16 protein-coding genes are annotated in these 24,026 nt (G+C 50.9%); 12 read left to right on the top strand and 4 right to left on the bottom strand.

Annotated features, from left to right (window positions below; all coding sequences use genetic code 11):
• Positions 1-8 precede the first annotated feature (8 nt).
• Positions 9-179 carry a 50S ribosomal protein L32 gene (gene rpmF, locus BZG81_RS06785; protein ID WP_021023155.1) on the bottom strand — a complete coding sequence of 57 codons (171 nt, stop codon included), beginning with the start codon at positions 177-179 and terminating at the stop codon, positions 9-11.
• Positions 180-184: 5 nt separating this feature from the next.
• On the bottom strand, positions 185-715 hold the full coding sequence (gene yceD / locus BZG81_RS06780) for a 23S rRNA accumulation protein YceD (protein ID WP_021023156.1): 531 nt from the start codon (positions 713-715) through the stop codon (positions 185-187).
• Positions 716-919: 204 nt separating this feature from the next.
• Between yceD and BZG81_RS06775 the strand changes: the two genes are divergently transcribed.
• Positions 920-1,513: a Maf family protein gene (locus BZG81_RS06775; RefSeq protein WP_077677032.1), complete on the top strand. Its 594-nt coding sequence runs from the start codon at positions 920-922 to the stop codon at positions 1,511-1,513.
• Here the strand turns inward: BZG81_RS06775 and BZG81_RS06770 are convergent.
• Both BZG81_RS06770 and rluC read right to left on the bottom strand, forming a co-directional pair.
• Entirely contained in the window at positions 1,506-2,237 is a 732-nt protein-coding gene (locus BZG81_RS06770; RefSeq protein ID WP_241827367.1) for an HAD-IA family hydrolase, read from the bottom strand. The genes BZG81_RS06775 and BZG81_RS06770 overlap by 8 nt on opposite strands.
• An 84-nt stretch (positions 2,238-2,321) precedes the next feature.
• The gene (gene rluC, locus BZG81_RS06765; RefSeq protein ID WP_021023160.1) at positions 2,322-3,272 is read right to left on the bottom strand and encodes a 23S rRNA pseudouridine(955/2504/2580) synthase RluC; all 951 of its coding nucleotides are present in this window, start codon (positions 3,270-3,272) and stop codon (positions 2,322-2,324) included.
• Between the two features lie 719 nt (positions 3,273-3,991).
• Here rluC and rne point away from each other — a divergent pair.
• The 11 genes from rne (at position 3,992) to BZG81_RS06710 (ending at position 23,639) form a co-directional block, all read left to right on the top strand.
• The gene (rne, locus tag BZG81_RS06760) at positions 3,992-7,012 is read left to right on the top strand and encodes a ribonuclease E (RefSeq protein ID WP_077677045.1); all 3,021 of its coding nucleotides are present in this window, start codon (positions 3,992-3,994) and stop codon (positions 7,010-7,012) included.
• A 290-nt stretch (positions 7,013-7,302) separates the two neighbouring features.
• Complete coding sequence (locus BZG81_RS06755; RefSeq protein ID WP_077677044.1) at positions 7,303-10,710, top strand: hybrid sensor histidine kinase/response regulator; 3,408 nt, start codon at positions 7,303-7,305, stop codon at positions 10,708-10,710.
• A 955-nt stretch (positions 10,711-11,665) separates the two neighbouring features.
• Entirely contained in the window at positions 11,666-13,354 is a 1,689-nt protein-coding gene (locus tag BZG81_RS06750) for an ABC transporter substrate-binding protein (RefSeq protein ID WP_077677031.1), read from the top strand.
• Between the two features lie 83 nt (positions 13,355-13,437).
• Entirely contained in the window at positions 13,438-14,430 is a 993-nt protein-coding gene (locus tag BZG81_RS06745; RefSeq protein ID WP_025673154.1) for an ABC transporter permease, read from the top strand.
• Entirely contained in the window at positions 14,427-15,455 is a 1,029-nt protein-coding gene (locus BZG81_RS06740) for an ABC transporter permease (protein ID WP_077677030.1), read from the top strand. The genes BZG81_RS06745 and BZG81_RS06740 overlap by 4 nt, the downstream gene beginning before the upstream one ends.
• Complete coding sequence (locus tag BZG81_RS06735) at positions 15,452-16,441, top strand: ABC transporter ATP-binding protein (RefSeq protein ID WP_077461207.1); 990 nt, start codon at positions 15,452-15,454, stop codon at positions 16,439-16,441. The genes BZG81_RS06740 and BZG81_RS06735 overlap by 4 nt, the downstream gene beginning before the upstream one ends.
• Positions 16,442-16,468: 27 nt before the next feature.
• Positions 16,469-17,464 carry an ABC transporter ATP-binding protein gene (locus tag BZG81_RS06730; protein WP_077677029.1) on the top strand — a complete coding sequence of 332 codons (996 nt, stop codon included), beginning with the start codon at positions 16,469-16,471 and terminating at the stop codon, positions 17,462-17,464.
• Between the two features lie 20 nt (positions 17,465-17,484).
• Positions 17,485-19,503 (top strand): glycoside hydrolase family 9 protein, encoded by a 2,019-nt coding sequence (locus BZG81_RS06725; RefSeq protein ID WP_077677028.1) that lies wholly within the window; start codon positions 17,485-17,487, stop codon positions 19,501-19,503.
• On the top strand, positions 19,503-21,467 hold the full coding sequence (locus tag BZG81_RS06720; protein ID WP_077677027.1) for a beta-N-acetylhexosaminidase: 1,965 nt from the start codon (positions 19,503-19,505) through the stop codon (positions 21,465-21,467). The genes BZG81_RS06725 and BZG81_RS06720 overlap by 1 nt, the downstream gene beginning before the upstream one ends.
• Before the next feature lie 109 nt (positions 21,468-21,576).
• Positions 21,577-22,344, top strand: coding sequence for a tRNA isopentenyl-2-thiomethyl-A-37 hydroxylase MiaE (gene miaE, locus BZG81_RS06715; RefSeq protein ID WP_077461204.1), 768 nt, complete (start codon positions 21,577-21,579; stop codon positions 22,342-22,344).
• Positions 22,345-22,688: 344 nt separating this feature from the next.
• The gene (locus tag BZG81_RS06710) at positions 22,689-23,639 is read left to right on the top strand and encodes a transposase (protein WP_077660255.1); all 951 of its coding nucleotides are present in this window, start codon (positions 22,689-22,691) and stop codon (positions 23,637-23,639) included.
• The last annotated feature ends 387 nt before the right edge of the window (positions 23,640-24,026 follow it).

Raw genomic sequence — 24,026 nt, 5'->3', positions numbered from 1 at the left:
GATCAACCTTACTTGTTGATAACCTTGCGGCCACGGTAGAAACCGTCTGCAGTCACATTGTGACGCAGGTGAGTTTCACCGCTGGTTTTGTCTACAGATACAGCTTGAGTACCCAGTGCATCGTGTGAACGACGCATACCACGCTTAGAACGGGTTTTACGGTTCTTTTGTACGGCCATTGACCCTACTCCTCGTTACTTTGCTTTAAGTTTTTTAGTGCGGCAAACGGATTTGGACGCTCATCAGCAAGTGGGATTTCCCCGAACACCATGTTGTCCGTACTGACTTTGCAGTCTGTATCTTCGTGCATGGCGACTTGTGGCAAGGCCACAATCAACTCGTCTTCGACCAATTGAATCAGATCAATCTCACCGTTTTCGTCGACTAATGCCGGCTCATAAGCATCCGGTAAATTGCCCACCTGGTCTTCATTGAAAACCGGGCTATAAACGAATTCAGTTTCATAGCGATACGAGAACGGCCCCCAACAACGTTGGCACTCAAGACTCACTGAAACGGCTGCTCGACCCGTTACAATTTTCAAGCCTTGGGCATCAATGTCGAATGAAAGCATGACCTCTGCATCACTATCGATGCTTTGGGTTGCCTCACCGAGGCGCAACAATCGCGACTTGTCTACAATACCATCGTAGTCGAGTTGCTTTTGGGCGCAACGGAACGGATCAACCGTCAGCGGTAGCTTTACCTTCTGCATAGGGCGCGAATATTAGCCTCCAAATGCGCTGGAGTCAAAGAAAATGTTACCTACGCGTCGCTGTTTAGGCTCGATAGCCACTCGGCCGGTTTGCCGACATCGCGCAAGTTATCTTTTCAGGTTAGAATGAGTGCGAACAATTAACAAAAATCGATCACGCGCGAGTCGTTTAAACACACTAGCGCGCTTAAAAAAGGAACGGTCATGCATACCACACAACCGCCAAAAATTGTGCTGGCATCAAGCTCCCCCTACCGCCAGGCCCTCTTAAAAAAGTTCGCCCTCCCCTTTTCGACTTTTTCACCTGCCATTGACGAAAGTCGACTCGAGAACGAACGCGCCACTGACTTAGTGGAACGGCTCGCACTCGAAAAAGCGATGGCCGGGATGCCGCTGTTCGATAACGCCATCATTATAGGCTCTGACCAAGTGTGTGTGATTGACGAGGAAGTCTTAGGCAAGCCGCATGAGCGAGACGTCGCCATTGAGCAGTTAAAGCGCGCCAGCGGCAAGAAAGTGACCTTTTACACGGGGCTGGCGGTGATTAATAGTGAAACCGGTGAGCATCAATCGGACGTTGAACCTTTTCATGTCGATTTCCGTGAGCTCACCGAGCAGGAGATTGTCCGCTACATCGATATCGAGCAACCGCTCGATTGCGCGGGGAGCTTTAAATGCGAAGGCTTAGGGATTGCCCTCTTTAACGCCATGCATGGCCGCGATCCCAATACATTAGTGGGGCTGCCACTGATTCGGCTACGCGAGATGTTAGAGAAAGAAGGGATCAGGGTTATCTAACCGGCGCGTGATCTATCAATGCGGTGAGGCTGTCCAATACAGCAACGGGACCAAAGGTCGTTAGGCTAGCGTGATCTTCAACGCCCCAGGTAACAGCCAACCGTGCCATATCCGCATTGACGGCTAACTGCATGTCATGGCCCGTATCACCGATCATAATCGCTTTCTCGCGCGCGATGCCCGTCTGCGCTAACACTTCGTCTAGCATTTGTGGGTCAGGTTTAGATGCCGTTTCATCCGCGCAACGCGTCGCAACAAATAAATCCTGCGTGCCTGTCTCTGCCATAGCCCGATCTAAGCCTGCTCGTGATTTTCCGGTCGCAACCGCTAATTGAAAGCCTTGTGCTTTTAATGCCACTAATGTGTCTTTGACGCCAGAAAAAAGCTGGCACGGTGTCGGATTGTCGTAGACAAATTGCTGACGATAATGCGCAATCCATCTCGGATACCAAGCCGGATCAGCGCCGGGATAGAGTAATTGATAGCCCTTTTCCAGACTTAAACCGATCATGGCTTGCAAGCGTTCAGGCGGTAACACTGGCAACTGACCGGTTAAACGTGCTGCCCTATCAAGGCTAGACACAATCCGCCCAATGGAATCCATCACCGTACCGTCCCAATCAAAAATCAGTAACGAATAAGAGGCAATGGCAGGATGCGGCTTTCTTATTGCCATATTCGACGCCGCATCACAATCAACAGTGCTCGGTGGTTTAATGTGCATTTTTACCTCGTGTTCTCAACACTTACTGTTGCAAGACGCAGCGACAAAATACTGCGTATTGACGATCTGGAAATACGGAAAAAATTATGCGTTTTTCGCCCGTAGCCCTTCAAGGGCACGCTCAAGCTTGGGCTCCATCGGCGCGCTGAGCGTCATGGTGTCTTCATTCCCCGGATGCACAAAACGGATATTGGCAGCATGAAGGAACAAGCGATCCAGCCCGACTGACCGGGTGTATGCATCAAAGCGCGGATCACCATAGCGATCATCCCATGCTAAAGGATGCCCGACATACTGCGCGTGTACCCGTATTTGATGCGTTCGTCCCGTCACAGGGCTAGCCTGCACCAAAGTGGCTTCAGCAAAGCTTTCAATCACTTTAAAACGCGTTTCAGACGGTTTCCCCTTAGGGTTAACACGCACAATGCTATTCACCTCATTTTTTAATAGCGGTGCGGTCACTTTGCGCTGTTTGGCTGGCCATTTGCCCATGACTAACGCGTAATACTCTTTTTGCACCGTCTTTTCTCGAAACTGCGCCTGTAAATGTCGCAGTGCCGAGCGTTTTTTCGCAATCAATAAAATCCCTGAGGTGTCACGGTCAATCCGATGAACCAGCTCTAAAAAACGCGCCTTAGGTCGCAATGCACGCATGGCCTCAATAGCACCGAATTGCAATCCACTGCCTCCGTGTACCGCGGTCCCCGATGGCTTATTAAGCACTAACAGATGATCGTCTTCATGCAAAATACAATGTTCAAGCGCCGCCACTTTGTCTAACTTGGTGCTGGGTGCGGCTTTTTCATCTTTGTCGGGAAGACGAATAGGTGGCACGCGCACCACATCTCCCGGTTGGAGTTTATATTCCGGTTTTATCCGTTTTTTGTTAACTCGCACTTCGCCTTTACGAAGCACGCGATAAATCATACTTTTCGGGACATTTTTCAGCTGATTTCGCAAAAAATTGTCAATACGTTGGCCGGCGATATCATCATCGATGTCGATAAATCGCACTTGAGATTTTTGTTCTGTCATAACTTATTATTCTACCTCTAAGTGTGCTGACATGCACCTGTTGAGCGTGCTAAAGCCGTTAAAGCACGTGATAGCTATGCCGCAAAATCGCGGCAAAATCCGTTGAGTTCCGCTCTCTTCCTGCCGGACAATCGTGCAAAAAAACGCCATATTCACTGGGTTTTTCTATCAAGGCAACATAAGCCAATAAAGCCGATTGCTGGACTCTGGTCTCCCTGCTATAGTTGCGGCGTTAGTCAGAAAAGCAAACGCTTAGCTGACACACGGTTTATCGCCTGCGATAGAGATATCGCGCTTGGCAAACACGTGGCGCTCGGGGTATAAAAACGCGAGTGGTGCGGTTGCGAATCGAGCAGTCGGTAACCGTCATGCGGTTAATCCCGCAATAGCACCATAATTCCGAATGCTTTTAAGGCGTTACGCGGCAATTGGCGTAAGACGTAAACCCAAAGCACCCGTTAGTGTGTTGACACGAGGCAGTGAGTCAGTGTCAGAGCTCTCCGCCATCGGTAAAAAACGGCGGACGCCAACTGTGTAATCCGGTGAGCCATAAAAACCGTTGCAGCTGGCCGATTAAAACTTGCCCGAGCGCACCCCTGATTTTCTCCAGCCGGGAGGCTGCATCATATCAGACTTGGGGTCAGGCAGCATTGGCGACTGCTCTCGTCATCAACCGCTAATAACAACGATAAATAAATGAGAAAAATCAGATGAAAAGAATGTTGATTAACGCAACTCAGAAAGAAGAGTTGCGCGTCGCATTGGTTGACGGTCAACGGTTATACGATCTCGATATCGAAAGCCCTGGCCATGAATCGAAAAAAGCTAACATTTACAAAGGACGCATCACCCGTATTGAACCCAGCTTGGAAGCGGCATTTGTTGATTACGGCGCAGACAGACACGGTTTCCTCCCGCTCAAAGAAATCGCTCGCGAATACTTCCCTTCCGGTTACAGTTATCAAGGCCGTCCCAACATCAAAAATGTGGTGAAAGAAGGCCAGGAAGTTATTGTCCAAGTAGACAAAGAGGAACGCGGTAATAAAGGTGCGGCACTGACCACCTTTGTTTCTCTAGCCGGTAGTTATCTGGTTCTGATGCCAAATAACCCGCGTGCAGGCGGTATCTCTCGCCGTATCGAAGGCGAAGAACGCAGCCAGCTGAAAGAAGCCATGTCCGGCCTCGAGCTGCCACAAGGCATGGGGCTGATTGTCCGCACGGCTGGGGTCGGCAAATCGGCCGAAGAGCTCGAGTGGGATTTAAAAGTGCTTCTTAACCATTGGCAAGCGGTGAAAGAAGCGGCAGCGGCAAACCCTGCACCTTTCCTTATCCATCAAGAAAGTAACGTGATTGCGCGCGCTATCCGTGACTACTTGCGTCGCGACATTGGCGAGATTTTGATCGACAGCGAAAAAGTCTTCACACGGGCGCAAGAACACATCAAGCTGGTTCGTCCTGACTTTGTCAGCCGCATTAAGTTTTATGATGGCGAAGTTCCACTCTTTAGCCATTATCAAATCGAGAGCCAGATCGAATCGGCCTTCCAACGCGAAGTACGCTTGCCATCCGGCGGCTCGATTGTTATCGATCCGACTGAGGCACTGACGTCTATCGATATTAACTCTGCCCGAGCCACCAAAGGCAGCGACATCGAAGAGACAGCTCGCCAAACCAACGTCGAAGCGGCAGAAGAAATTGCTCGCCAATTGCGTTTGCGTGACTTGGGCGGCCTGGTGGTGATCGACTTTATCGACATGACCCCAGTACGTCATCAACGCGAAGTCGAAAACATGCTCCGCGATTCGGTACGAATGGATCGTGCTCGCGTACAAATCGGCCGCATCTCGCGCTTTGGCTTGTTAGAAATGTCGCGTCAGCGCTTAAGCCCTTCATTGGCGGAAGCCAGTCATCATATTTGCCCACGCTGTAAGGGCACAGGCGTCATTCGTGATAACGAGTCACTGTCTCTTTCCATCCTTCGCTTGATGGAAGAAGAGGCAATGAAGGAAAACACCGCACAAGTACTCGGTATTGTTCCTGTCCCTGTGGCCTCTTATCTGCTCAACGAAAAACGCCGCTCCGTCCAGCACATTGAGAAGTACCACAATGTCAAAGTGGTGGTGGTACCAAACGCCGAAATGCAGACCCCGCACTTTGATGTGGTTCGTGTCCGCGGTGGTGAAGAGATGGCTGACCTGTCTTATCAATTGCCCGGTCAAATCGACGCGTTAAAAGAAGCAGAAGCACGCGAAGAGCCACAACAAGCACGTCCAGCGAAAAAACGTGAAGAGCCTGTTCTGCAAGGCTTTGCCGCACCCGCGACACCAGCGCCAAGTGCGCCAGCTCAAGCGGCGTCGACCGAGGCATCCGTTAAAGCGACAACACCGGGGTTATTGGCAAAAGTCGGTCAGTTCATTGCTAAGCTATTTAGCGCGCCTGCCAGTGATGAGGCGACGAGCCAAACCACACAAAAGCCTGAAGCATCAAGTCAGGAACAAGGTCAGAAATCATCACGCGACCAACAAAATCGTCGCAATCAGTCTCGTGGTAGTCAATCGCGTGGCAACTCATCGCGAAGCAACCCATCGGCTAGCAACCATAAGCCCGACGCGCAAGACGAGCAAAGCGATAACAGCAGTAACGATCGCGGTCGTAACAATAAGCAACGTCGTCAGAATAAATCCCAAGAAGAACGTCGCGACACCAATCGTAAAGGCAAGAAGCCTCGCAACGATAAAGCGAAGAAAACCGCAGAGCAAGCACCAGCGGTCGAACCACAAGACGACAGTAAAGCGGCTAAACCGCAAGCTGAAAAAGCGGATAATAAAGGTCAGAAGCCAAACGATCAGAAGGCGGAAAAAACCGAACAGGTTAAACAGCGCCGTCAACGTCGTAAGCTAAACCGTAGCGTGCGGATTAATAAAGACATCGCAGAGACACACGCGCCGGTCGAGACTGCCGCCGAGCCAGGCAAAGACTTGCATCAAGTCGGTGCCGAAGTCGCCCAACAAGCGAAACAGCAACCGGAAAACGGCAAAAAAGAAGGCCAGCAGGACAAGCGTCGTAACCGTCGCTCACCTCGCCATCTTCGCGCCAGTGGCCAGCGTCGTCGTCGCCGTCCAATAGTGAAAAGCCCAATGCCGCTCACCACGGGCATGGCCTCACCGGAAATGGCAATGGGTAAAGTGTGGTCAGCAGAGCAACCGGTCAAGGTGAAGCAAGATCGCCGTCGCCAAGATAAACGCCAAACCCATCAACCGAGTGTGAGTGGTATTGTAAGTGGTGTGGCGCGTCCTGAAATGGCGATGGGAAAAGTCATTATCATGCAAAGCAAACCGGCTGACGCGGCCCCGGTCTCAACCCGCCCTGCATCTTCTGTAGGCACACCCGCGGCTGAACAGAAGCCTGCTGTGCAGCCCGTGCAGACGCCTGAGGTGGAAGCCACACCGCAAGTAGCCGTTTCACCCACACCGGCCACGACACCGGAGCATGATCCGAACGTCGATTTAGTGACCGAGAAAGTGATTGAGCGCGAGGTGGCAATCAATGCACCGACCGCCACTATTCAATATCGCCGCGCAACATCACCGATGATGAAAGCGCCGGCACCGAATGAGACAGTCGATCACAGTCCTGTAGCTATCGCCGCGTTTAACGCGCCAAACGCAGACGCCAAAGCAGCAGGTAGTGCCTGCGCTCGTGCATCAGCGTATGCGCCTGCGACCAAGCCCCAGCACTAATCGCTAGGCTTAACGGCATTCTTCAAAGGCCTCGGCATATGCTGAGGCCTTTTTTTAGATTTATTCCGCCGACGCAATACCTGTCACCCTACCCTCACTTGCAGCGATACATAGAAAAGTGCGTCAATCAACACGCTTCTATCGATACTTCCTTGTCAAAGCGAAAAAACGCAGTAACGTCGTAACAGGATGCGTTCCTCAAGCCTGATTATTCACGTTAACATTGACTCAGACAGGACGAGTGAACCCACAACCTTTATTAAAGTGCTGTAGGGAAAATGCTGTTTATTATGAAGAAGTTTCTCGCTGTCTACCCATTTAAACGCCTTCATCATACCTTGATGCTGGCATTCTTGTTATTAAGCCTTCTTCCACTCACTTTGGTGGCATTGTTTTTTTTAAATGCTTATAGCCAGGATCTGCAAAAGCAAAGTACCTCGCACCTTTTATCGGTTCGAGACAGTAAGCAGCAGCAAATCAATGATTACTTGAATGCCCAAGAAGCCGAAGTGCTAGGCTTTGTGGCCTCTGAGCTAGCCTATGCCAGTGGCGGCCATTTTTATGGTTTGATCGATGCATTTCGCCGCTTACGCCCTGACATTGAACAAGCCCGTCAATACGCCCAACGCCGTTATCTTCCCGAGTCAGGGAACAAAATAAAAACGCCCGTCGCCAAAGACGATCCCAACTATTCAGCCACTGAGCGTTATCGGCTGCTCCATCAACGCTATCATCGCGCTTATCAGGCGTTACTGGCACGCGCGGATTTTGATGATGCTTTACTCGTCGATAAACAAGGCAACGTCACTTACTCGGTGAAAAAACACGCCAACTACGGCACCAATTTAATCACAGGGCCATTCCGAGATACCTCATTGGGGCACACCTTCTCAGCCTTGACACAGCACAGCCAAAAGATACAAGGCAAACTTGACCCGACGCCACATGTCGTTATTTCAGATTTCTCACCCGAGCAAGATGGGATACCCGTAGCTTGGCTAGGTGCACCGATTATTCAACAAGGATACCTTCATAGTTATGCCCTGTTTCGGCTACCCAACCAGGCTCTTGCCACATTAATGGCGCCGAGAGAGTCCAATGGTATTCAAACCTTATTGGTGGGAAAAGACGGCCAAGTACGTGCGCAATCAGCAACCTCTAAAGCAATCACCAACAGCACGCCAGTGATGGACAAGGCGCTGGCGGGGAACACAGGTGTCACCCGTTACCAAAGCCCCTCGGGCAACACATTACTCGCCGCTTATACTCCCATTGATAGCCATGGTTTAAAGTGGGGACTCGTCGCCGAGGTACCCACGCAAGTTGCGTTCGCACGGGTCCACCAATTAGAGCAGCTATTTATTGTCGCCATGCTGCTCGCGACCCTCGCCGTGGTCGTTGCATCGCATTATGTGTCTAACTTTATTACTCGACCACTCCTTCAGCTTACGTGGGCCGCCGAAAAAGTCAGTGCCGGTGATCTCGACACCCAAATCCATCACACACGCCGGCCTGATGAAGTGGGCCGGCTAGCAGTGAGTTTTGCGCGCATGCGTCATGCTATTCGCGAGAAAATCCAGTTAATTCAACAGCAAAATCAAACCTTAGAAGCCAACCTCACCATCATCAAAGCTCAGAACCAAGAGCTGCAGTTGGCCAACACGCTAAAAGATGAGTTCCTCGCCACCACGTCACATGAACTACGCACGCCGCTACACGGTATGATAGGTATTGCAGAAGCAATGATTGATGGGGCGAACGGCCCAATTAGTCGCGATCATCAATACCAATTGTCGATCATCGTGAACAGTGGTCAACGGCTAGCAAAACTGGTTGATGATCTTCTCGATTATCACAAAATGCGTTATGGCCAACTGGATCTCGAACAATGTCCTGTCGATGTTAACGCAATGACACAATTGGTCCTTTCACTCGCCAAGCACCTTAAAAAAGATAAACCCTTGGAGATCATCAACCAGCTGAGCGATTCGCCAGTATGGGTATACGCCGATCCGCAACGGCTCGAGCAAGTTATGTACAATCTGCTTGGCAATGCGATCAAGTTCACCGATGCAGGCAAAATAGTGATCAGTGCCGATACCATTGATGACCGTATTCGCGTTCAAGTGGTTGATACCGGCAAAGGGATCCCCGCCGAACAACTCAGCCGAGTCTTTGAGCCGCTTGCCCAAGCAGTAAGCGGCCACTATCACTATCAACACGGTGCGGGTCTAGGACTATCGATTAGCCGACAACTGATTGAGCTGATGGGCGGTCAACTCTATGTCAGTAGTCAACCACAGGTCGGAACCACGTTCAGTTTCACGCTTGCCAAAGCACATGAAATGCCCGCACTGACGGATGAGACTGATCAGCATATCTCGATGTCCGAGCATATCCACCCCTTAGACGCGGATCAACGCTTCCCCGACCCAGCTGAAGCCAGCGTCCCCGCTCCAGCCGAAGACGCGCTGCATATTATGGTTGTCGATGATGAGCCGACCAATCAACAAATCCTAACCAGCTTTCTTCACATGGAAGGCTACCGTGTTTCAACCGCCAGCGATGGCCGCACTGCGATAGATAACGTGATCGCCACACCGCCAGATCTGGTACTTTTGGATGTACTGATGCCGGGAATGAGTGGCTTTGACGTCTGCGAGCAACTCAGGACACACTTCGATCATGCCGCACTTCCCATCATTATGCTCACTGCACTCAACCAGCCGGATGACAGGGTCTATGGTTTCAGCGTAGGTGCGAATGATTACCTCAGTAAACCCTTTGATAAACGAGAGCTGGCCGCACGGATTGCCACCCACCTGACCGCAAGTCAAGCTGAGCAGCGACGCCAAGAAAATCAACGCCTTGAACAGGCACTAGAGCAAAGCGCACAACAACAAGCCAGCCTGCTCGAAACACAATCTTGGCTGATCTCACAGCTGTCTCTTGCGCCCGAAGCCATGCTCGGCATGAGTCGTGATGGCCAAGTTAGGTTCGTCAACGAAGCGGCAGCACGCTTGTTTAAGCGCGATAAAGAAGACGTAAAACGCATGCACGGCCACGCGCTCGTTACCGCCCCCGACCACGCCCAACAGTGCGAACGCTATCAAGGGCCACTTACCGCTTTTATTGACGGAACACCTGAGCACCTTGATGGCATGTTGTTACGTTTTCCTGCAGAATCTGATATCGACAGCCTCTACGTGATCAACAACGATTCCCCCGTTTCTCAAACCCGTATACAAAGCCTTGAAAGTGCGATTGAAGCCCTCTCTGGGTATGCATTAGGCGGCGACATTCGCCAACTGGACGCATTAAAAGCCATGGGCGGTGAGTTTGAGGCGCTGGCAGAAAAAGCTGAACATCAACAAGAAAGTAAAATCAACACCCGTAGGCAGCTCATTGTCGAAGCCATGATTGCAGGGTTAGATTACTGGGAAGAAGCCACCGGCAAAACCAAGTTCGACTTTGCCGAACAAAGCGGCTTATGGCGCGTATACCTTGATCGTAGCAGCTTACAAACGCGCACTTTAGACAAGTACCTCTTGCTAGAAACCCTTCCCAAAACGCCAAGGTGGCGCACTGTGCTGAATTCCATTCGCTTTATCCTCGATCATTGCGACAAACGTAGCACCACCCGCACTCAGCTAGAATCTTACTACCAACAACTGCGCCAACTACTGTTAGACGATTAACAACACACCCAGCACCGCAATAAAGTGCCTCCCCTTCCGGGGACAGGCATGTTTCCCTTTAGGAGGACAGACACGTTAAGTCCATGCCGTTTTTTATCTTCTTCTTACAGGTATCTTCTTACCGTACGAGGACAGGCACATTCCCCTTTAGGAGGACAGACACGTTAAGTCCATGCCGTTTTTTATCTTCTTCTTACAGGTATCTTCTTACGGGGACAGACACCTTAGTCACTCTTAGTCATAAAGTGCCTGTCCCCACTATCAATAAAGTGTCTGTCCCCGATATCTCACTATCACTCACTCCTTATCACCAATACAGTGCCTGTCCTCAATATCATGCTCAATATCAGCTCCCAATACAGTGCCTGTCCTCACTATCACCCTATAAGGTGCCTGTCCCCGGTATCACTCCCTCCCACTATCACCCTCCTATTAAATTAATAATCGACACAAAACAACATTATGGATCTGCCTCTTCAGCATGGCTAAAAGCCATCTAAACCAAGATTAAAAGTGAAAGTGCGCGCTTTATCACAACAAAAATAAAGATAAATTTTTCGACGAGAAATAAGAGAGGGAAGGTGTGTGACATGGGTCGATCTATCAATAATAACACTGTAAATAATTGATAATTAATAATTTAAAGTTTAGCTTATTGAGGGTGAAATGAACGATTTTGAGACTAACTGCATGGACAATCGTCTTCTCAAGCCCTTCATTTTAACGAAAATAACGACGATTAAAGGTGTTTTTACGGTTTTAACGATTTCGACCGTTGCAGCAAAGGGGTAACTGGGGCTTATTGAAGGGAGTTGCTGGCCGACCTCTTGCAATAACACCATGACGACAACCACAGCGGAACGTTAGCAACCGGTAACATTGAGCTCACAGGCGGTCCATTAAAGAGCTCACCACTATCCATCACGTGAACTGAAAGCAACAGTAAGGAATGGCTATGTTTTCGAGTAACAGTAGAATTGCCAGCAAGACCCTACTTGCCTCTGCAATAATTGGTGCGTTAAGCATGAGTGCTGGCGCAAGTGCTGCTGAGCGCAGTGAGCTCACCATTCATCCCAAAGAGTTCAATACCTTCGTCCGTAACTTTAACCCCTATTTAGGATCGACCTATCTTCACACGACGACCGACTTTGTCTATGAACCTTTGGTCGTCTTTAATGAACTACAAGGCAACGAGCCCGTTTATCGTRTTGCGACGGGTTTCGACATGGCAGACGATTTAAAAAGTGTCACCTTTACCCTGCGTAAAGGGGTGAAGTGGTCAGACGGTGAAGCCTACACAGCCGATGATGTGGTGTATTCGTTTGATTTGGTCAAAGCGAACCCTGAACTCGATCAATCGGGGATTAACCAGTGGATCGACGATGTGAAGAAAGTTGATGATTACACCATCCGCTTTGAGCTCACTGAAGCTAATTCGAACGTCCCTTATGAAATTGTCAAAGTCCCCGTGGTGCCTGAGCATGTGTGGAAAAACATCGACAACCCCTCCTCATATACCAACGAGAATCCTGTCGGGTCAGGCCCCTTTACCACTGTCGATACCTTTACCTCACAACTCTATATTCAGTGCCGCAACCCGCATTATTGGGATAATGATAATCTCGACGTCGATTGCCTGCGTGTGCCACAGATTGCCAATAACGATCAGTTTTTGAGTAAGGTGATAAACAGCGAAATGGACTGGACGTCCTCGTTTATTCCTGACATTGATCGCACCTATGCCGCGGCCAATCCAAACCATCACTATTGGTATCCGGCTGCCGGCACTCAGGCCTTTATGGTCAACTTTAATGACCCCGATCCTGCCAAGCGCGAAGCGCTGACCAATGTCGATTTTCGCCGTGCTTTCTCGATGGCGATTGATCGTCAAACCATCATTGATATCGCTTTTTATGGCGGTGGCACGGTGAATGACTTTGCATCCGGCCTTGGCTATGCCTTTGAAGCCTGGTCAGACGACGCAGTGCATGAGAAATATCGTCAATACAATACTTACGATCTAGACGGCGCCAAAGCCCTGCTCGCTGAAGCCGGCTTTACAGATCAAGACGGTGATGGCTTTGTTGAAACACCATCGGGCAAATCGTTTGAGCTAGAAATTCAGTCGCCCAATGGCTGGACTGACTTTAATAACACCGTACAACTGGCGGTTGAGCAACTTGCCGATGCCGGTATCAAAACAAAAGCACGTACCCCGGATTTCTCGGTGTATAACCAAGCCATGCTCGAAGCCGATTACGATGTGGCCTACACCAACTATTTCCACGGTGCTGACCCCTATACCTATTGGAATAGCGCGTATAACTCCAACCTACAGGAAGGGGATGGTATGCCGCGGTTCGCGATGCATTACTACCAAAATGCCGAGCTCGACAAGTTGTTAGATAGCTTCTACAAAACCGCGGATAAAGATGAGCAGCTAGAAATTGCCCACCAAATCCAAGCGATTATCGCCAAGGATCAAGTCACTATTCCGGTGCTTTCTGGCGCGCAAATGTTTCAATACAACACAACCCGCTTTACCGGTTGGTGGAACGAAGACAATCCGAAAGGTCGCCCCTCTATCTGGGCCGGCATTCCTGAGCGTCTTCTTCATGTGCTGGACCTTAAGCCCGTTCAGTAACCACTATCGGGCGCCTTGCGCGCCCGCTTTTCTAAGGTGTTCACGCCACGAACATCACCACTTCGCTGTGTAAGGTGTGGGTTATGGGTTATTTTTTCCGACGGCTAACTTTTTACATGATTGCCCTTTTAGTGGCAGCAACACTCAATTTTATTATTCCTCGAGCCATGCCCGGTGATCCTGTCACCATGATGTTTGCCAACGCCTCGGTGCAAGTCACCCCAGAGCGGATTGAGGCAATGAAACAACTGCTGGGCTTTGTCGATGGCCCACTCTATATGCAGTATTTCACCTATATGAAAAACGTGCTGAGCTGGGATTTAGGCACCTCGATTCAATTTTATCCATTATCAGTTAACGAGTTGCTGGGCAAAGCGTTTGGTTGGTCACTGTTTCTCGCCGGCAGTGCCGTGCTGCTCTCTTTTTCACTGGGCTCGATTTTGGGCATTTTTGCCGCCTGGAAACGCGGCGGGAAATACGATGCCATGATCACCCCAGGCATGCTGATTATCCAAGCGGTACCGCAAGTGGTCATTGCGATGCTCGCGCTGTTTATTTTCGCGATTGGGTTGAAATGGTTTCCGACCGGATACGCCTACACGCCAGGCGTCACGCCCGACTGGACCAGTTGGACCTTTATTAAAGATGTGGCCTATCACGCCGTACTCCCGCTTTTTTGTGCTTCCATCATTCAAGTAGGCGGCTTTTTGGTCAACATGCGCAACAACATGATTAATCTGCTGGCGGAAGACTACATCACCATGGCGCGCGGCAAAGGGTTAAGCGAAAACCGCGTGGTCTTTAACTACGCGGCCCGTAACGCGCTCTTGCCCAGTGTCACTGCGCTGTCGATGTCGCTGGGTATCGCCATCGGTGGCCAGCTGATTGTAGAAATTATTTTTAACTATCCCGGTCTTGGCTCGGTGCTTTTGAATGCGATTAACGCGCGAGACTACCAAGTCCTGCAAGGCCAGCTGCTGATTATGACCTTATTTATGCTCTCGTTTAACTTAATTGCTGACATGCTGTACGTGGTGCTTGACCCGCGCCTGCGAACCGGAGGAAAAGAATCATGAAAGATCTCCTCACGCTTATTGTGCGCAACAAAATCGCGCGCGCGGGCTCCATCATTGTCGGCTTATTTATCTTAATGGCGATATTCGCTCCACTGCTAAGCCAGCATGCACCGGATAAACGCACCGGTAACCCGCATGAATACCCAAGCTTTGTGGTTAAAGCCGCACAAGCCAACCCAGATGGCTGGGTCGCCACCCACTTAGCAGACCATCCTCGTACCTTGCTAATGTCAAAAGACGCGGAGCATGCCCTCGGCACCACCCGTATGGGCCGCGATGTCTGGTCCCAGTTACTCCATGGTGCTCGCGTTTCACTGGCAGTCGGTTTTGGCGCCGGGATCACCGTGTGTGTGCTCGCCACCTTAATTGGCATTACCGCCGGCTATTTAGGCGGTTGGGTTGACGATGTACTCACCGCCGCGATGAACATCATGTTGGTGATCCCGCAATACCCACTCTTGTTCGTGCTCGCCGCGTTTATCGGCGAAGCCGGACCGCTGACGATCGCCATCATTATTGGCTGTACCTCCTGGGCGTGGGGAGCACGGGTGGTTCGCTCACAAACTCTTGCCCTGCGCGAAAAAGAGTTCGTGAAAGCCGCTGAAGTGCTGGGCGAGTCGCGCTTTCGCATCACCTTTGTCGAGATCTTGCCTAACCTCGTGCCCATTGTCGGCGCCAGCTTTATTGGCTCAGTGATGTATGCCATTGCCATGGAGTCAATTATTTCCTTCTTAGGCCTTGGCGATCCTAACACCATCAGCTGGGGGATCATGCTCTACAACGTACAAACCTCTTCGTCCATGCTGATTGGCGCGTGGTGGGAGCTGCTCGCACCTTGTATTGCGCTGACCTTACTGGTGACGGGGCTTGCCTTGCTCAACTTCGCAGTGGATGAAATAGCCAACCCGCAATTACGTGCGCAAAAAGGGATGAAGCGCTGGAAAAAACTTAACCAACAAGAAAAGAAAGCCCGAGACGAGAATCCCGTTGCCGAACACATGTTGATCAGTGGAGATAAATCATGAGTCGCACCCCACTTATCTCAATCCGTGATCTGTGCGTGGACTACATTACCGATGCCGGTGATGTCCGAGCCTGCGATCACGTCAGTTTTGACATCGCCCCCGGTGAAGTATTTGGCCTGGCTGGCGAATCGGGATGCGGTAAATCTACCGTTGCCTTTTCGCTGATGCGTCTGCATAAGCCACCCGCATTTATCACCGGCGGCGAAGTGCTATTTAACGGCGAGAATATCCTCAACTATAGCGATGCCCGCATGCGTGATTTTCGTTGGCGAGAAATGTCGATGGTGTTTCAAAGCGCCATGAATGCCCTCAATCCCGTGCTGACGCTTGAAGATCAATTTTGCGATGTATTAATGCGTCACACCAATATGACCCGTAAACAAGCGGTCAATCGAGCGCAAGGCTTGCTGGAAATTGTCGATATTCACCCCAGCCGCCTGACCGATTATCCGCACCAGTTTTCGGGCGGGATGCGTCAGCGCTTGGTAATTGCCATTGCGCTAGCCCTCAACCCGAAAATGATCATCATGGATGAGCCCACCACCGCATTAGATGTGGTGGTGCAGCGCGAGATCTTACAAAAAATCTACGCGTTAAAAGAAGAGTTTGGCTTTTCGATTCTGTTTATCACCCATGACTTATCGCTCATGGTCGAGTTTTCCGACCGGATAGGGATCATGTATTCCGGTGAGCTGATTGAAGTCGCGCCGTCCAAACAAGTACTTACCAATCCCTATCACCCCTACACCGAAGGGCTGGGCAGCTCATTCCCCTCACTCACCGGGCCCAAGCGCCAACTGGTGGGTATCCCAGGTAATCCGCTCAACTTACTCGAAATCCCGACCGGCTGCCGCTTTCAAGCACGTTGCGCGCAAGTTCATGAACAGTGTCGAACCACCCAAACCGTGCTGCGCCAAATCGAACCAGGCCGTTATTCCAACTGCCACCTATACGACGGCGAGCCGATCGCCCAACAAAAAGTCTAATATCGTGCCAATGTGAGGAAGTCAGTGATGAGTACAGGTCTTGGAGAACTGCTGGTTGAAGGTAAAAACGTGGTGAAAGATTTCCCCATTAACAGCCATGCCCTTAAACAACCCATGATGCGAGCGATCAATGATGTCTCGTTCAAAATGTACAAAGGCCGTGGGCTTGCGGTGGTGGGCGAATCAGGCTCGGGCAAATCCACCACCGCGAAAATGATCGCAAAAATGTACGCCCCGACCGACGGCTGCATTGAATACCGGGGACGCGATATCACCACCATTAAAAAACGTGATGAGCTGATGCGCTATCGCGAAGGCCTGCAAATGGTCTGGCAAGACCCCTTTGGCTCGCTCAATCCCACGCATAATGTGTTTCACCATATTGCGCGTCCGTTATTGATCCACAAAAAAGTCGCCAAGCGCGACAAAGCCCAATTGAAAGAACGGGTGTTCGAGCTGCTCGAGCAAGTGGGCCTCACTCCGGCCAAAGAAACGGCGGAGAAATTCCCCCACCAGCTGTCGGGCGGCCAACGTCAGAGGATAAACCTAGCGCGTAACATCGCCGTAGGCGCGGAAGTGGTACTCGCCGACGAACCCACCTCGATGCTGGATGTGTCGATTCGTGCCGGCGTGCTTAACCTCATGGAAGAGATGAAAGTGGAGAAGCAAATGTCGCTGCTCTACATCACCCATGATATCGCCACCGCGCGTTACATTGCCGAAGACTTGGCAGTGATGTACGTCGGCCATATGGTCGAATGGGGCGACACCGAAGAAATCATTCATCGTCCTCAGCATCCTTACACCCAGCTGTTGGTCTCAGCGGTGCCCGACCCCAGCAAATCCATTCACGAGGAACTAAAAGGCAACAAAGGTGAGATCCCTCTGTGGACGCCAGATTCCGTCGGCTGCCCCTTTGCTGGCCGCTGCCCGCATGCCACCGCTAAATGCACCGAGCAGCTACCCCGCGTGACCAAGCTCGCCGACAACCACTATGTGCGCTGCTATTTGTACGAGCAATAGCGACCAATAAGGATACCATCATGCAAGTGCTGACCAATCACATCGGCTACTCGTTACACGGTGACAAATACGCGGTGATCGTCAGTGACAGCGAATCCCTCACCGGCGCGCCCGTGGCACTGATTGCCCTGCCTCCTCTTAAGGGGACAGGCACATTTAGCACTGCCGATAAAACTGCCTCCTCTTCCGGGGACAGGCACTTTTCTTCTGGGGACAGACACTTTAACGAGGCCGCAGAAAGTGCAAACAATTTTACCGGGACAGGCACTTTAAAATTTACGGGGACAGACACTTTTGTTCGTGGGACAGACACAGTATCACTCGATAAAGTGGTCGCGCAGTTTGAATTACAGCAAGGGACACAGTTAAACAACTGGCAGATAGGTACGGCTTATACCCTCGATTTTTCTGCCTTTGCGCATCGCGGACGCTATCAACTCGTGCTGTTAACAGACACACCGGTATATTCCCATCCGTTTGAGATCAGGAATGATTACCTGTTTCACAACACGTTTTCCGATCTGCTGCATTACTTTAAATCGCAGCGGTGTAGCGGTATCTATGAACACGCGGATCAGCGCGCCAAGGTATTTGGCTCTGATGAACGTGTGGATGTATCAGGCGGTTGGTACGATGCCTCTGGCGATGTGAGCAAATACCTGAGTCACCTTTCCTATGCCAATTACTTTAATCCTCAACAAATCCCGCTGTTGGCTTGGGGGCTGGCCGATCTTGCCAGCCAATTTAGCTCGGACACGCTGCCTGCGTTTATGCGCACACGCTTAGCTGATGAAGCGAAACACGGCGCCGATTTTCTTCTCCGTATGCAACACCCCAGTGGCTTCTTTTATATGACGGTGTTTGATCAATGGTCGAAAGACCCAGAGCGCCGCACCCTTTGCGCTTACGCGACGCAAGATGGAGTAATGAGTGAGGCTTACCAAGCCGGCTTTCGTCAAGGCGGCGGCATAGCGATTGCAGCCCTTGCCGCCGCAAGCAGAGTCTCACTTTGCTCAGAGCCTGACCAACAAGCACGCTATTTAGACGCTGCCATTCGTGGCTACTGGCATTTGGTTGAACATAACCATCACTACCTTGATGACGGTGAGCCCAACATTATTGACGAAACCTGCACCCTTCTCGCCGCATGCGAGTTGCATCACGCCACTCGGCAATCTACTGGGCAATCTACAGGGGACAGTCACGCTTATTTAACGGGACAGGCACCTTTAGGTTCCGGGGACAGACACATTAGTGCGAACGGTGACTGTCCCTTTTTGATCGAGGCACGAGGTTGGATGCAAAAGCTGGTCGCACGGCAACGCAGTGATGAGACTTGCCAATATTATTGGTCGGCCAATGCCGATGGGAGCCGCCCGTTTTACCATGCCGCTGATGCAGGTCTGCCCGGGTTGGCGTTAGTTCGCTATCTCGATGTAGAAACCGAACCCAGTCACCAGGCTATCGCGCAAACAGCACTGGAACGCGCCTGCCAGTTTGAGCTGAGCCTAACACAAACCGCCGATAATCCATTCGCGTATCCGCGTCAGTACGTCAAACCCGTCGATGGCGTTAAACAGGTGCGTCACTTTATTCCTCACCACAATGAAACCGGCTATTGGTGGCAAGGCGAGAATGCACGCTTGGGGTCACTGGCGACCTTTGCGTGTCATGCCACGCGCCATATTCAAGACGATGCGCTAAATGCTGCTCTCCACACCTTTAGCCAACGGGCGCTTAATTGGATCCTCGGTTTAAATCCATTTGATATCTGTATGCTCGATGGGCATGGCCACAACAACCCAGATTACCTACCGCACTTGGGCTTTTTTAATGCCAAAGGGGGGATCTGCAATGGCATTACCGCAGGGATGGAGGATGAAACACAGATTGCATTCAACCCCGCGCCATATTGCGATGATATGGCGCAAAACTGGCGATGGGGCGAGCAGTGGTTGCCACATGCAAGCTGGTTTATGCTCGCCATCAGTGCGCAAACGCTGACTGGCAACGGCCACTCGAACAAGGAGAACACGTGATGACTTACCGCCTCGATCTTAGTGTGATCAACGAGTATCCCAATGACACTCCACCGCGCAGCCGAATGGGGTTAACCTTGCATAATCTCACCGACTGTCCCTTAAATCAGCTGTCTATTGCGGTACTGTTTGATCGCTTCATCAACGCCAAGACCCTGTCACAAGGCAGCATCGAGCAAGTTGGCAGCTATTGCGTCATTACACCGGAGCATCAAACACTCGATGCCAATCAGAGCTTATACATCGAGTTTGATGCCCACACGCCGCCATTACGGTTCCTTTGTGCGGGCTTTAAAGATGCGCTGCTCTATGCCAATGGCGAGCAATATTCAGTGATGCTCACCCCCATTAACTTGGCGCATACTCACACCACACGCTCATCGATTCCAGATGTTCATCCCGCCGAGCACGCCATTATTCCGGTGCCCAAATCGGTGCGCCACCAGCCAGGATACTTTACGCTTTCACCCACGACACCGTTGATCGCTGTCGATCCACAGGCGCTTCCCGCCGCGCAGTGGCTAAGCAACGAATGGGTTCGCATGTACCCGCAAGCTGATATTGCACTCGACCCACGTCATCAAGATGCGGTCACTGGCGATCATGCCATTCTTTTACGGCCGCTACCCGACTCCGCACTTCGAGATATCGCACACCGTGATGAGGCCTATCAGCTCACCGTCACCGACCAAGGCGTGGTCATCCAAGCCTGTGCTGAGCGCGGGTTTATTCACGGCTGCGCATCGCTGTTACAACTTTGCCAAGAGCATGAAACACAGCTTCGAATACCGGCAATAAAAATCAGCGATGCACCACGCTTTGCTTACCGAGGGATGATGCTCGATTGCGCGCGCCATTTTCATTCGGTGGACACGGTAAAGCGACTGATTAACCAGTTAGCCTATTTTAAGTTCAATACCTTTCACTGGCATTTAACCGACGATGAAGGCTGGCGACTGGAGATTAAAGCACTGCCTGAATTGACACGCTATGGGAGTCAACGCGGCCCTAATACCCGCCTTGCCCCGCAGTTCAGTCATATTGCAGAACGTCACGAAGGTTATTATCGCCAAGAAGACGTGCGTGACGTAATTGAATACGCCGCGGCCCGCGGTATTACCGTCATTCCAGAAATTGATATTCCCGGCCACTGTCGCGCAGCCATTAAAGCGCTGCCTGATTGGCTACACGATGCCGACGATCGCTCGACTTACCGCAGCGTACAACACTACACCGATAACGTATTATCGCCAGCCCTCGATGGCACGTATCGATTTTTAGATACGGTATTAAGTGAAGTCGCCGAGCTTTTCCCCGCCTCATGGGTCCATATTGGCGCCGATGAAGTCCCTGACGGAGTATGGACGGATAGCCCAGTTTATCGGGACAGACGCATGAACGGAGAAACGACCGCTTCGCTACAGGGACAGATACTGACCTATGCTGAGCAAAAGCTTCGCGCCTTGGGCAAACGTATGGTTGGCTGGGAAGAAGTGCAGCACGGCGATAAAGTGAGCAAGAATACCGTGATCTATTCATGGCAAAGCGAAGACGCCGCATTGCACTGTGCGCAGCATGGGTTTGATGTGATTTTGACCCCCGGTCAGGCGACCTATCTCGATATGGTGCAAGATTATGCTGCCACCGAGCCCGGTCTCGACTGGGCGGGCGTCACGCCATTAGAAAAAGCCTACCAATATGAGCCGCTTGCAAGCCTCGCCAGTGACGATCCCGCCCGTGAGCATATGCTAGGCGTACAATGTGCACTCTGGAGTGAACTGATCACTAATCAGGACAGGCTCGATTATATGGTGTTTCCAAGGCTTACCGCCATTGCAGAAGCGGCCTGGAGCCACAGTGAGCGCCGTGACTGGCTCGATTATCTGGCCAGACTCAAAGCGCAGTTACCGCGTTTAGACAAGTTCGGTATTCAATACCGTTCCCCTTGGGCATCGAACAAGTAGGCCGAATTCGCCCACCTGGCAGTGCCTCCTGCGCTGCCAGCTCTTTGCGCTCGCATCCCATCTGTTTATAATGCCCAGCCATTGTTGTCAGTCTGAGAGTGTTTTCGGCATGCTACGCCAAGAAATTAATACCCTACTCACCCCTATTCATGGTTTTCTGCACTGTCAAACCCCCGACAGTTGGATTGACGCGGCCATTCAGCCTGACAATCAATCGATTCTTTTGCGCGATCACGCAAACTGCGAATTAAAAGCCAGCCAAACCGCGATGTGGCTGATCCGTAAATATGCAGTCGACGCGGCGAGTGGCGAGCAACTGCTGGCATGGGCCAAACCCTATGAAGACTTTGTTTATCGCCGCATTCGCGATGGGATCTTCCACGCGCGCAAAAACGGCCTCAGCGCGCCTTTAACCCCTAAAGCCGGCTTTGCCCACGGCCAAGCCTTGATTGATAAAATGGTCCGGTTAATCAAAGAAGAGTTTCATCATTTTGAGCAAGTGATTGAAATCATGGACGCACGCGGTATTCCTTATCAACCGTTAGAAGCAGGTCGCTACGCCAAAGGATTAATGCGCGCGGCACGCACTCACGAGCCGGCAACCTTGGTCGATAAACTGATTATTGGCGCCTACATTGAAGCACGTTCCTGCGAGCGCTTTGCCAAAGTCGCCCCACACCTCGATGATGAACTACAAAAGTTCTACATCTCGCTACTGCGCTCGGAAGCACGCCATTATCAAGATTACCTGACGCTCGCAGAAACCATCGCCGGCGAAGACATTCGCGACCGTATCCAAACCATCGGCGAGCGCGAAGCAGAGTTGATCCAAGCGCCCGACAGCCAATTCCGCTTTCACAGCGGCGCCCCTGCCTAACTTCTTATGGCAGCTTCTCTTTGTGGGGACAGGCACTTTTATTCAACGTGATTTCCTGCGGGGACAGGCACCTTTACACATGTCTCTACTAAGTTTCCTTTCCAGGGACAGGCACTTTTAGTTTTCGCCGGATACAAACACCTCTTGGTGACTGTCCTGGTAGTTTGCTTTATAGCCCGCTTGTCCCCGTTGTTTACTAATCGGGACAGACGCCTTTAGTAACTAACCAATCTCACAGTTACAGTATTTCTTGTACTGTCACGAAAAACCAGGCCAGAAAAGATGATAACTGTTCATTTATACAGTACCTTTTACATACACCCATCTACCAAAAGGGACTGACGATGACCAAAGCTCGCGCATCTTTAGTGAACCTATCAGCCACACCCTATTATCATTGCGTCTCACGCTGCGTGCGCCGCTCTTTCCTGTGTGGCTATGACGCTCAATCGCAAAAAAGCTATGAGCATCGTCGCGCATGGATAGAAACGCGTTTACTTACACTAGCCAAAGCTTTTTGCATCGATATCTGCGCTTACGCCATTATGAGCAATCATTATCACGTTGTCCTACATATCAATGCAAAAGCCGCCCAATCCCTGACAAATATCGACGTAATTGACCGCTGGCTAGCCTTTCACCAGACTCCGGTACTCATCCAACGTTTTCGTCAGGGAGAATCTCTCTCCAAATCGGAGTACAAAGCGTGCTGTCGGATCATTGAGAGCTGGCGCGAGCGTTTGATGTCTGTCAGTTGGTTTATGAAGCTGCTCAATCAATATATTTCAGCGCAAGCGAACCGAGAAGATCAATGCACGGGGCATTTTTGGGAAGGACGCTTTAAAAGTCAGGCCTTGTTGGATGACAAAGCTCTTGCTGCGGCAATGGCCTATGTCGATTTAAACCCCGTGAGAGCAGGTATTACCAAACAGCCCAAGCATTCGAATTACACATCGATAAAAAAGCGCGTTGAATCACTCGAGCAAAATAAAGCGACACCAGCAGGCTTATTCGCCTTTGCAGGAAATCCGAGGAAATCTATGCCCGACGGCATTCCGTTCCGGCTAATGGACTATTTAGCACTTGTTGAATGGACTTGCCACAAGGGACAAGAAAGGGGCTCAAATCAGCGGCCTCCCCTACTCACACGACTGAATATGTCGAGTGAAACCTGGCTGACCACATGCGCTCATTTAGAGTGCGGAAATGTTGTAGGCTCACTGTCGAGTATCCAAGCCGTATTACCGACACTGGGCCTAAAACGCATGACAGGCGTCATGATCCCAAATCGTTGAGGCAAGCACTAAAACACGCATCAATGCGTAAAGGAATCGTCATACTAGCCCGAAGATCTACCCTACCCAATAAGCCAGCACCATTATAAACACGAACAAAATACCTACCGCTTTTAAGAGCGGCTTTAGCCCTTTGGACCCACCTTCTGGGGACTGATTACAACATCCCATATTACCTCCTCATCGTTATTTCCCCAGGATAAACCCTCCAGTTACAGGAAGGTAAAGGCATGTTCGGATTTTAAAGAGGTAAGATTTCATTAGAGATTTTACTAGGACAGGCATCTTAACAACGGCTTACTGGTTACTAGTGGTGACTGTCCCGGATAAAGCGGTCTCGGATAAAGCGGATAAAGCGAATAAAGCGAATAAAGCGGATAAAACGAA

The organism is Salinivibrio sp. MA607, assembly GCF_001996245.1.
Classification (GTDB): Bacteria; Pseudomonadota; Gammaproteobacteria; order Enterobacterales; family Vibrionaceae; genus Salinivibrio; species Salinivibrio costicola.
The sequence above is the reverse complement of the archived record's forward strand: the minus strand, read 5'-3'. Positions and strand labels throughout refer to the sequence as shown.

Coding starts and splice junctions, on each gene's coding strand:
- BZG81_RS06720 (WP_077677027.1), top strand. CDS start 19,503: ATGACTTACCGCCTCGATCTTAGTGTGATCAACGAGTATCCCAATGAC.
- yceD (WP_021023156.1), bottom strand. CDS start 715: ATGCAGAAGGTAAAGCTACCGCTGACGGTTGATCCGTTCCGTTGCGCC.
- BZG81_RS06770 (WP_241827367.1), bottom strand. CDS start 2,237: ATGCACATTAAACCACCGAGCACTGTTGATTGTGATGCGGCGTCGAAT.
- BZG81_RS06735 (WP_077461207.1), top strand. CDS start 15,452: ATGAGTCGCACCCCACTTATCTCAATCCGTGATCTGTGCGTGGACTAC.
- rne (WP_077677045.1), top strand. CDS start 3,992: ATGTTGATTAACGCAACTCAGAAAGAAGAGTTGCGCGTCGCATTGGTT.
- BZG81_RS06755 (WP_077677044.1), top strand. CDS start 7,303: ATGAAGAAGTTTCTCGCTGTCTACCCATTTAAACGCCTTCATCATACC.
- BZG81_RS06710 (WP_077660255.1), top strand. CDS start 22,689: ATGACCAAAGCTCGCGCATCTTTAGTGAACCTATCAGCCACACCCTAT.
- BZG81_RS06775 (WP_077677032.1), top strand. CDS start 920: ATGCATACCACACAACCGCCAAAAATTGTGCTGGCATCAAGCTCCCCC.
- BZG81_RS06745 (WP_025673154.1), top strand. CDS start 13,438: ATGGGTTATTTTTTCCGACGGCTAACTTTTTACATGATTGCCCTTTTA.
- BZG81_RS06740 (WP_077677030.1), top strand. CDS start 14,427: ATGAAAGATCTCCTCACGCTTATTGTGCGCAACAAAATCGCGCGCGCG.
- rpmF (WP_021023155.1), bottom strand. CDS start 179: ATGGCCGTACAAAAGAACCGTAAAACCCGTTCTAAGCGTGGTATGCGT.
- BZG81_RS06730 (WP_077677029.1), top strand. CDS start 16,469: ATGAGTACAGGTCTTGGAGAACTGCTGGTTGAAGGTAAAAACGTGGTG.
- rluC (WP_021023160.1), bottom strand. CDS start 3,272: ATGACAGAACAAAAATCTCAAGTGCGATTTATCGACATCGATGATGAT.
- miaE (WP_077461204.1), top strand. CDS start 21,577: ATGCTACGCCAAGAAATTAATACCCTACTCACCCCTATTCATGGTTTT.
- BZG81_RS06725 (WP_077677028.1), top strand. CDS start 17,485: ATGCAAGTGCTGACCAATCACATCGGCTACTCGTTACACGGTGACAAA.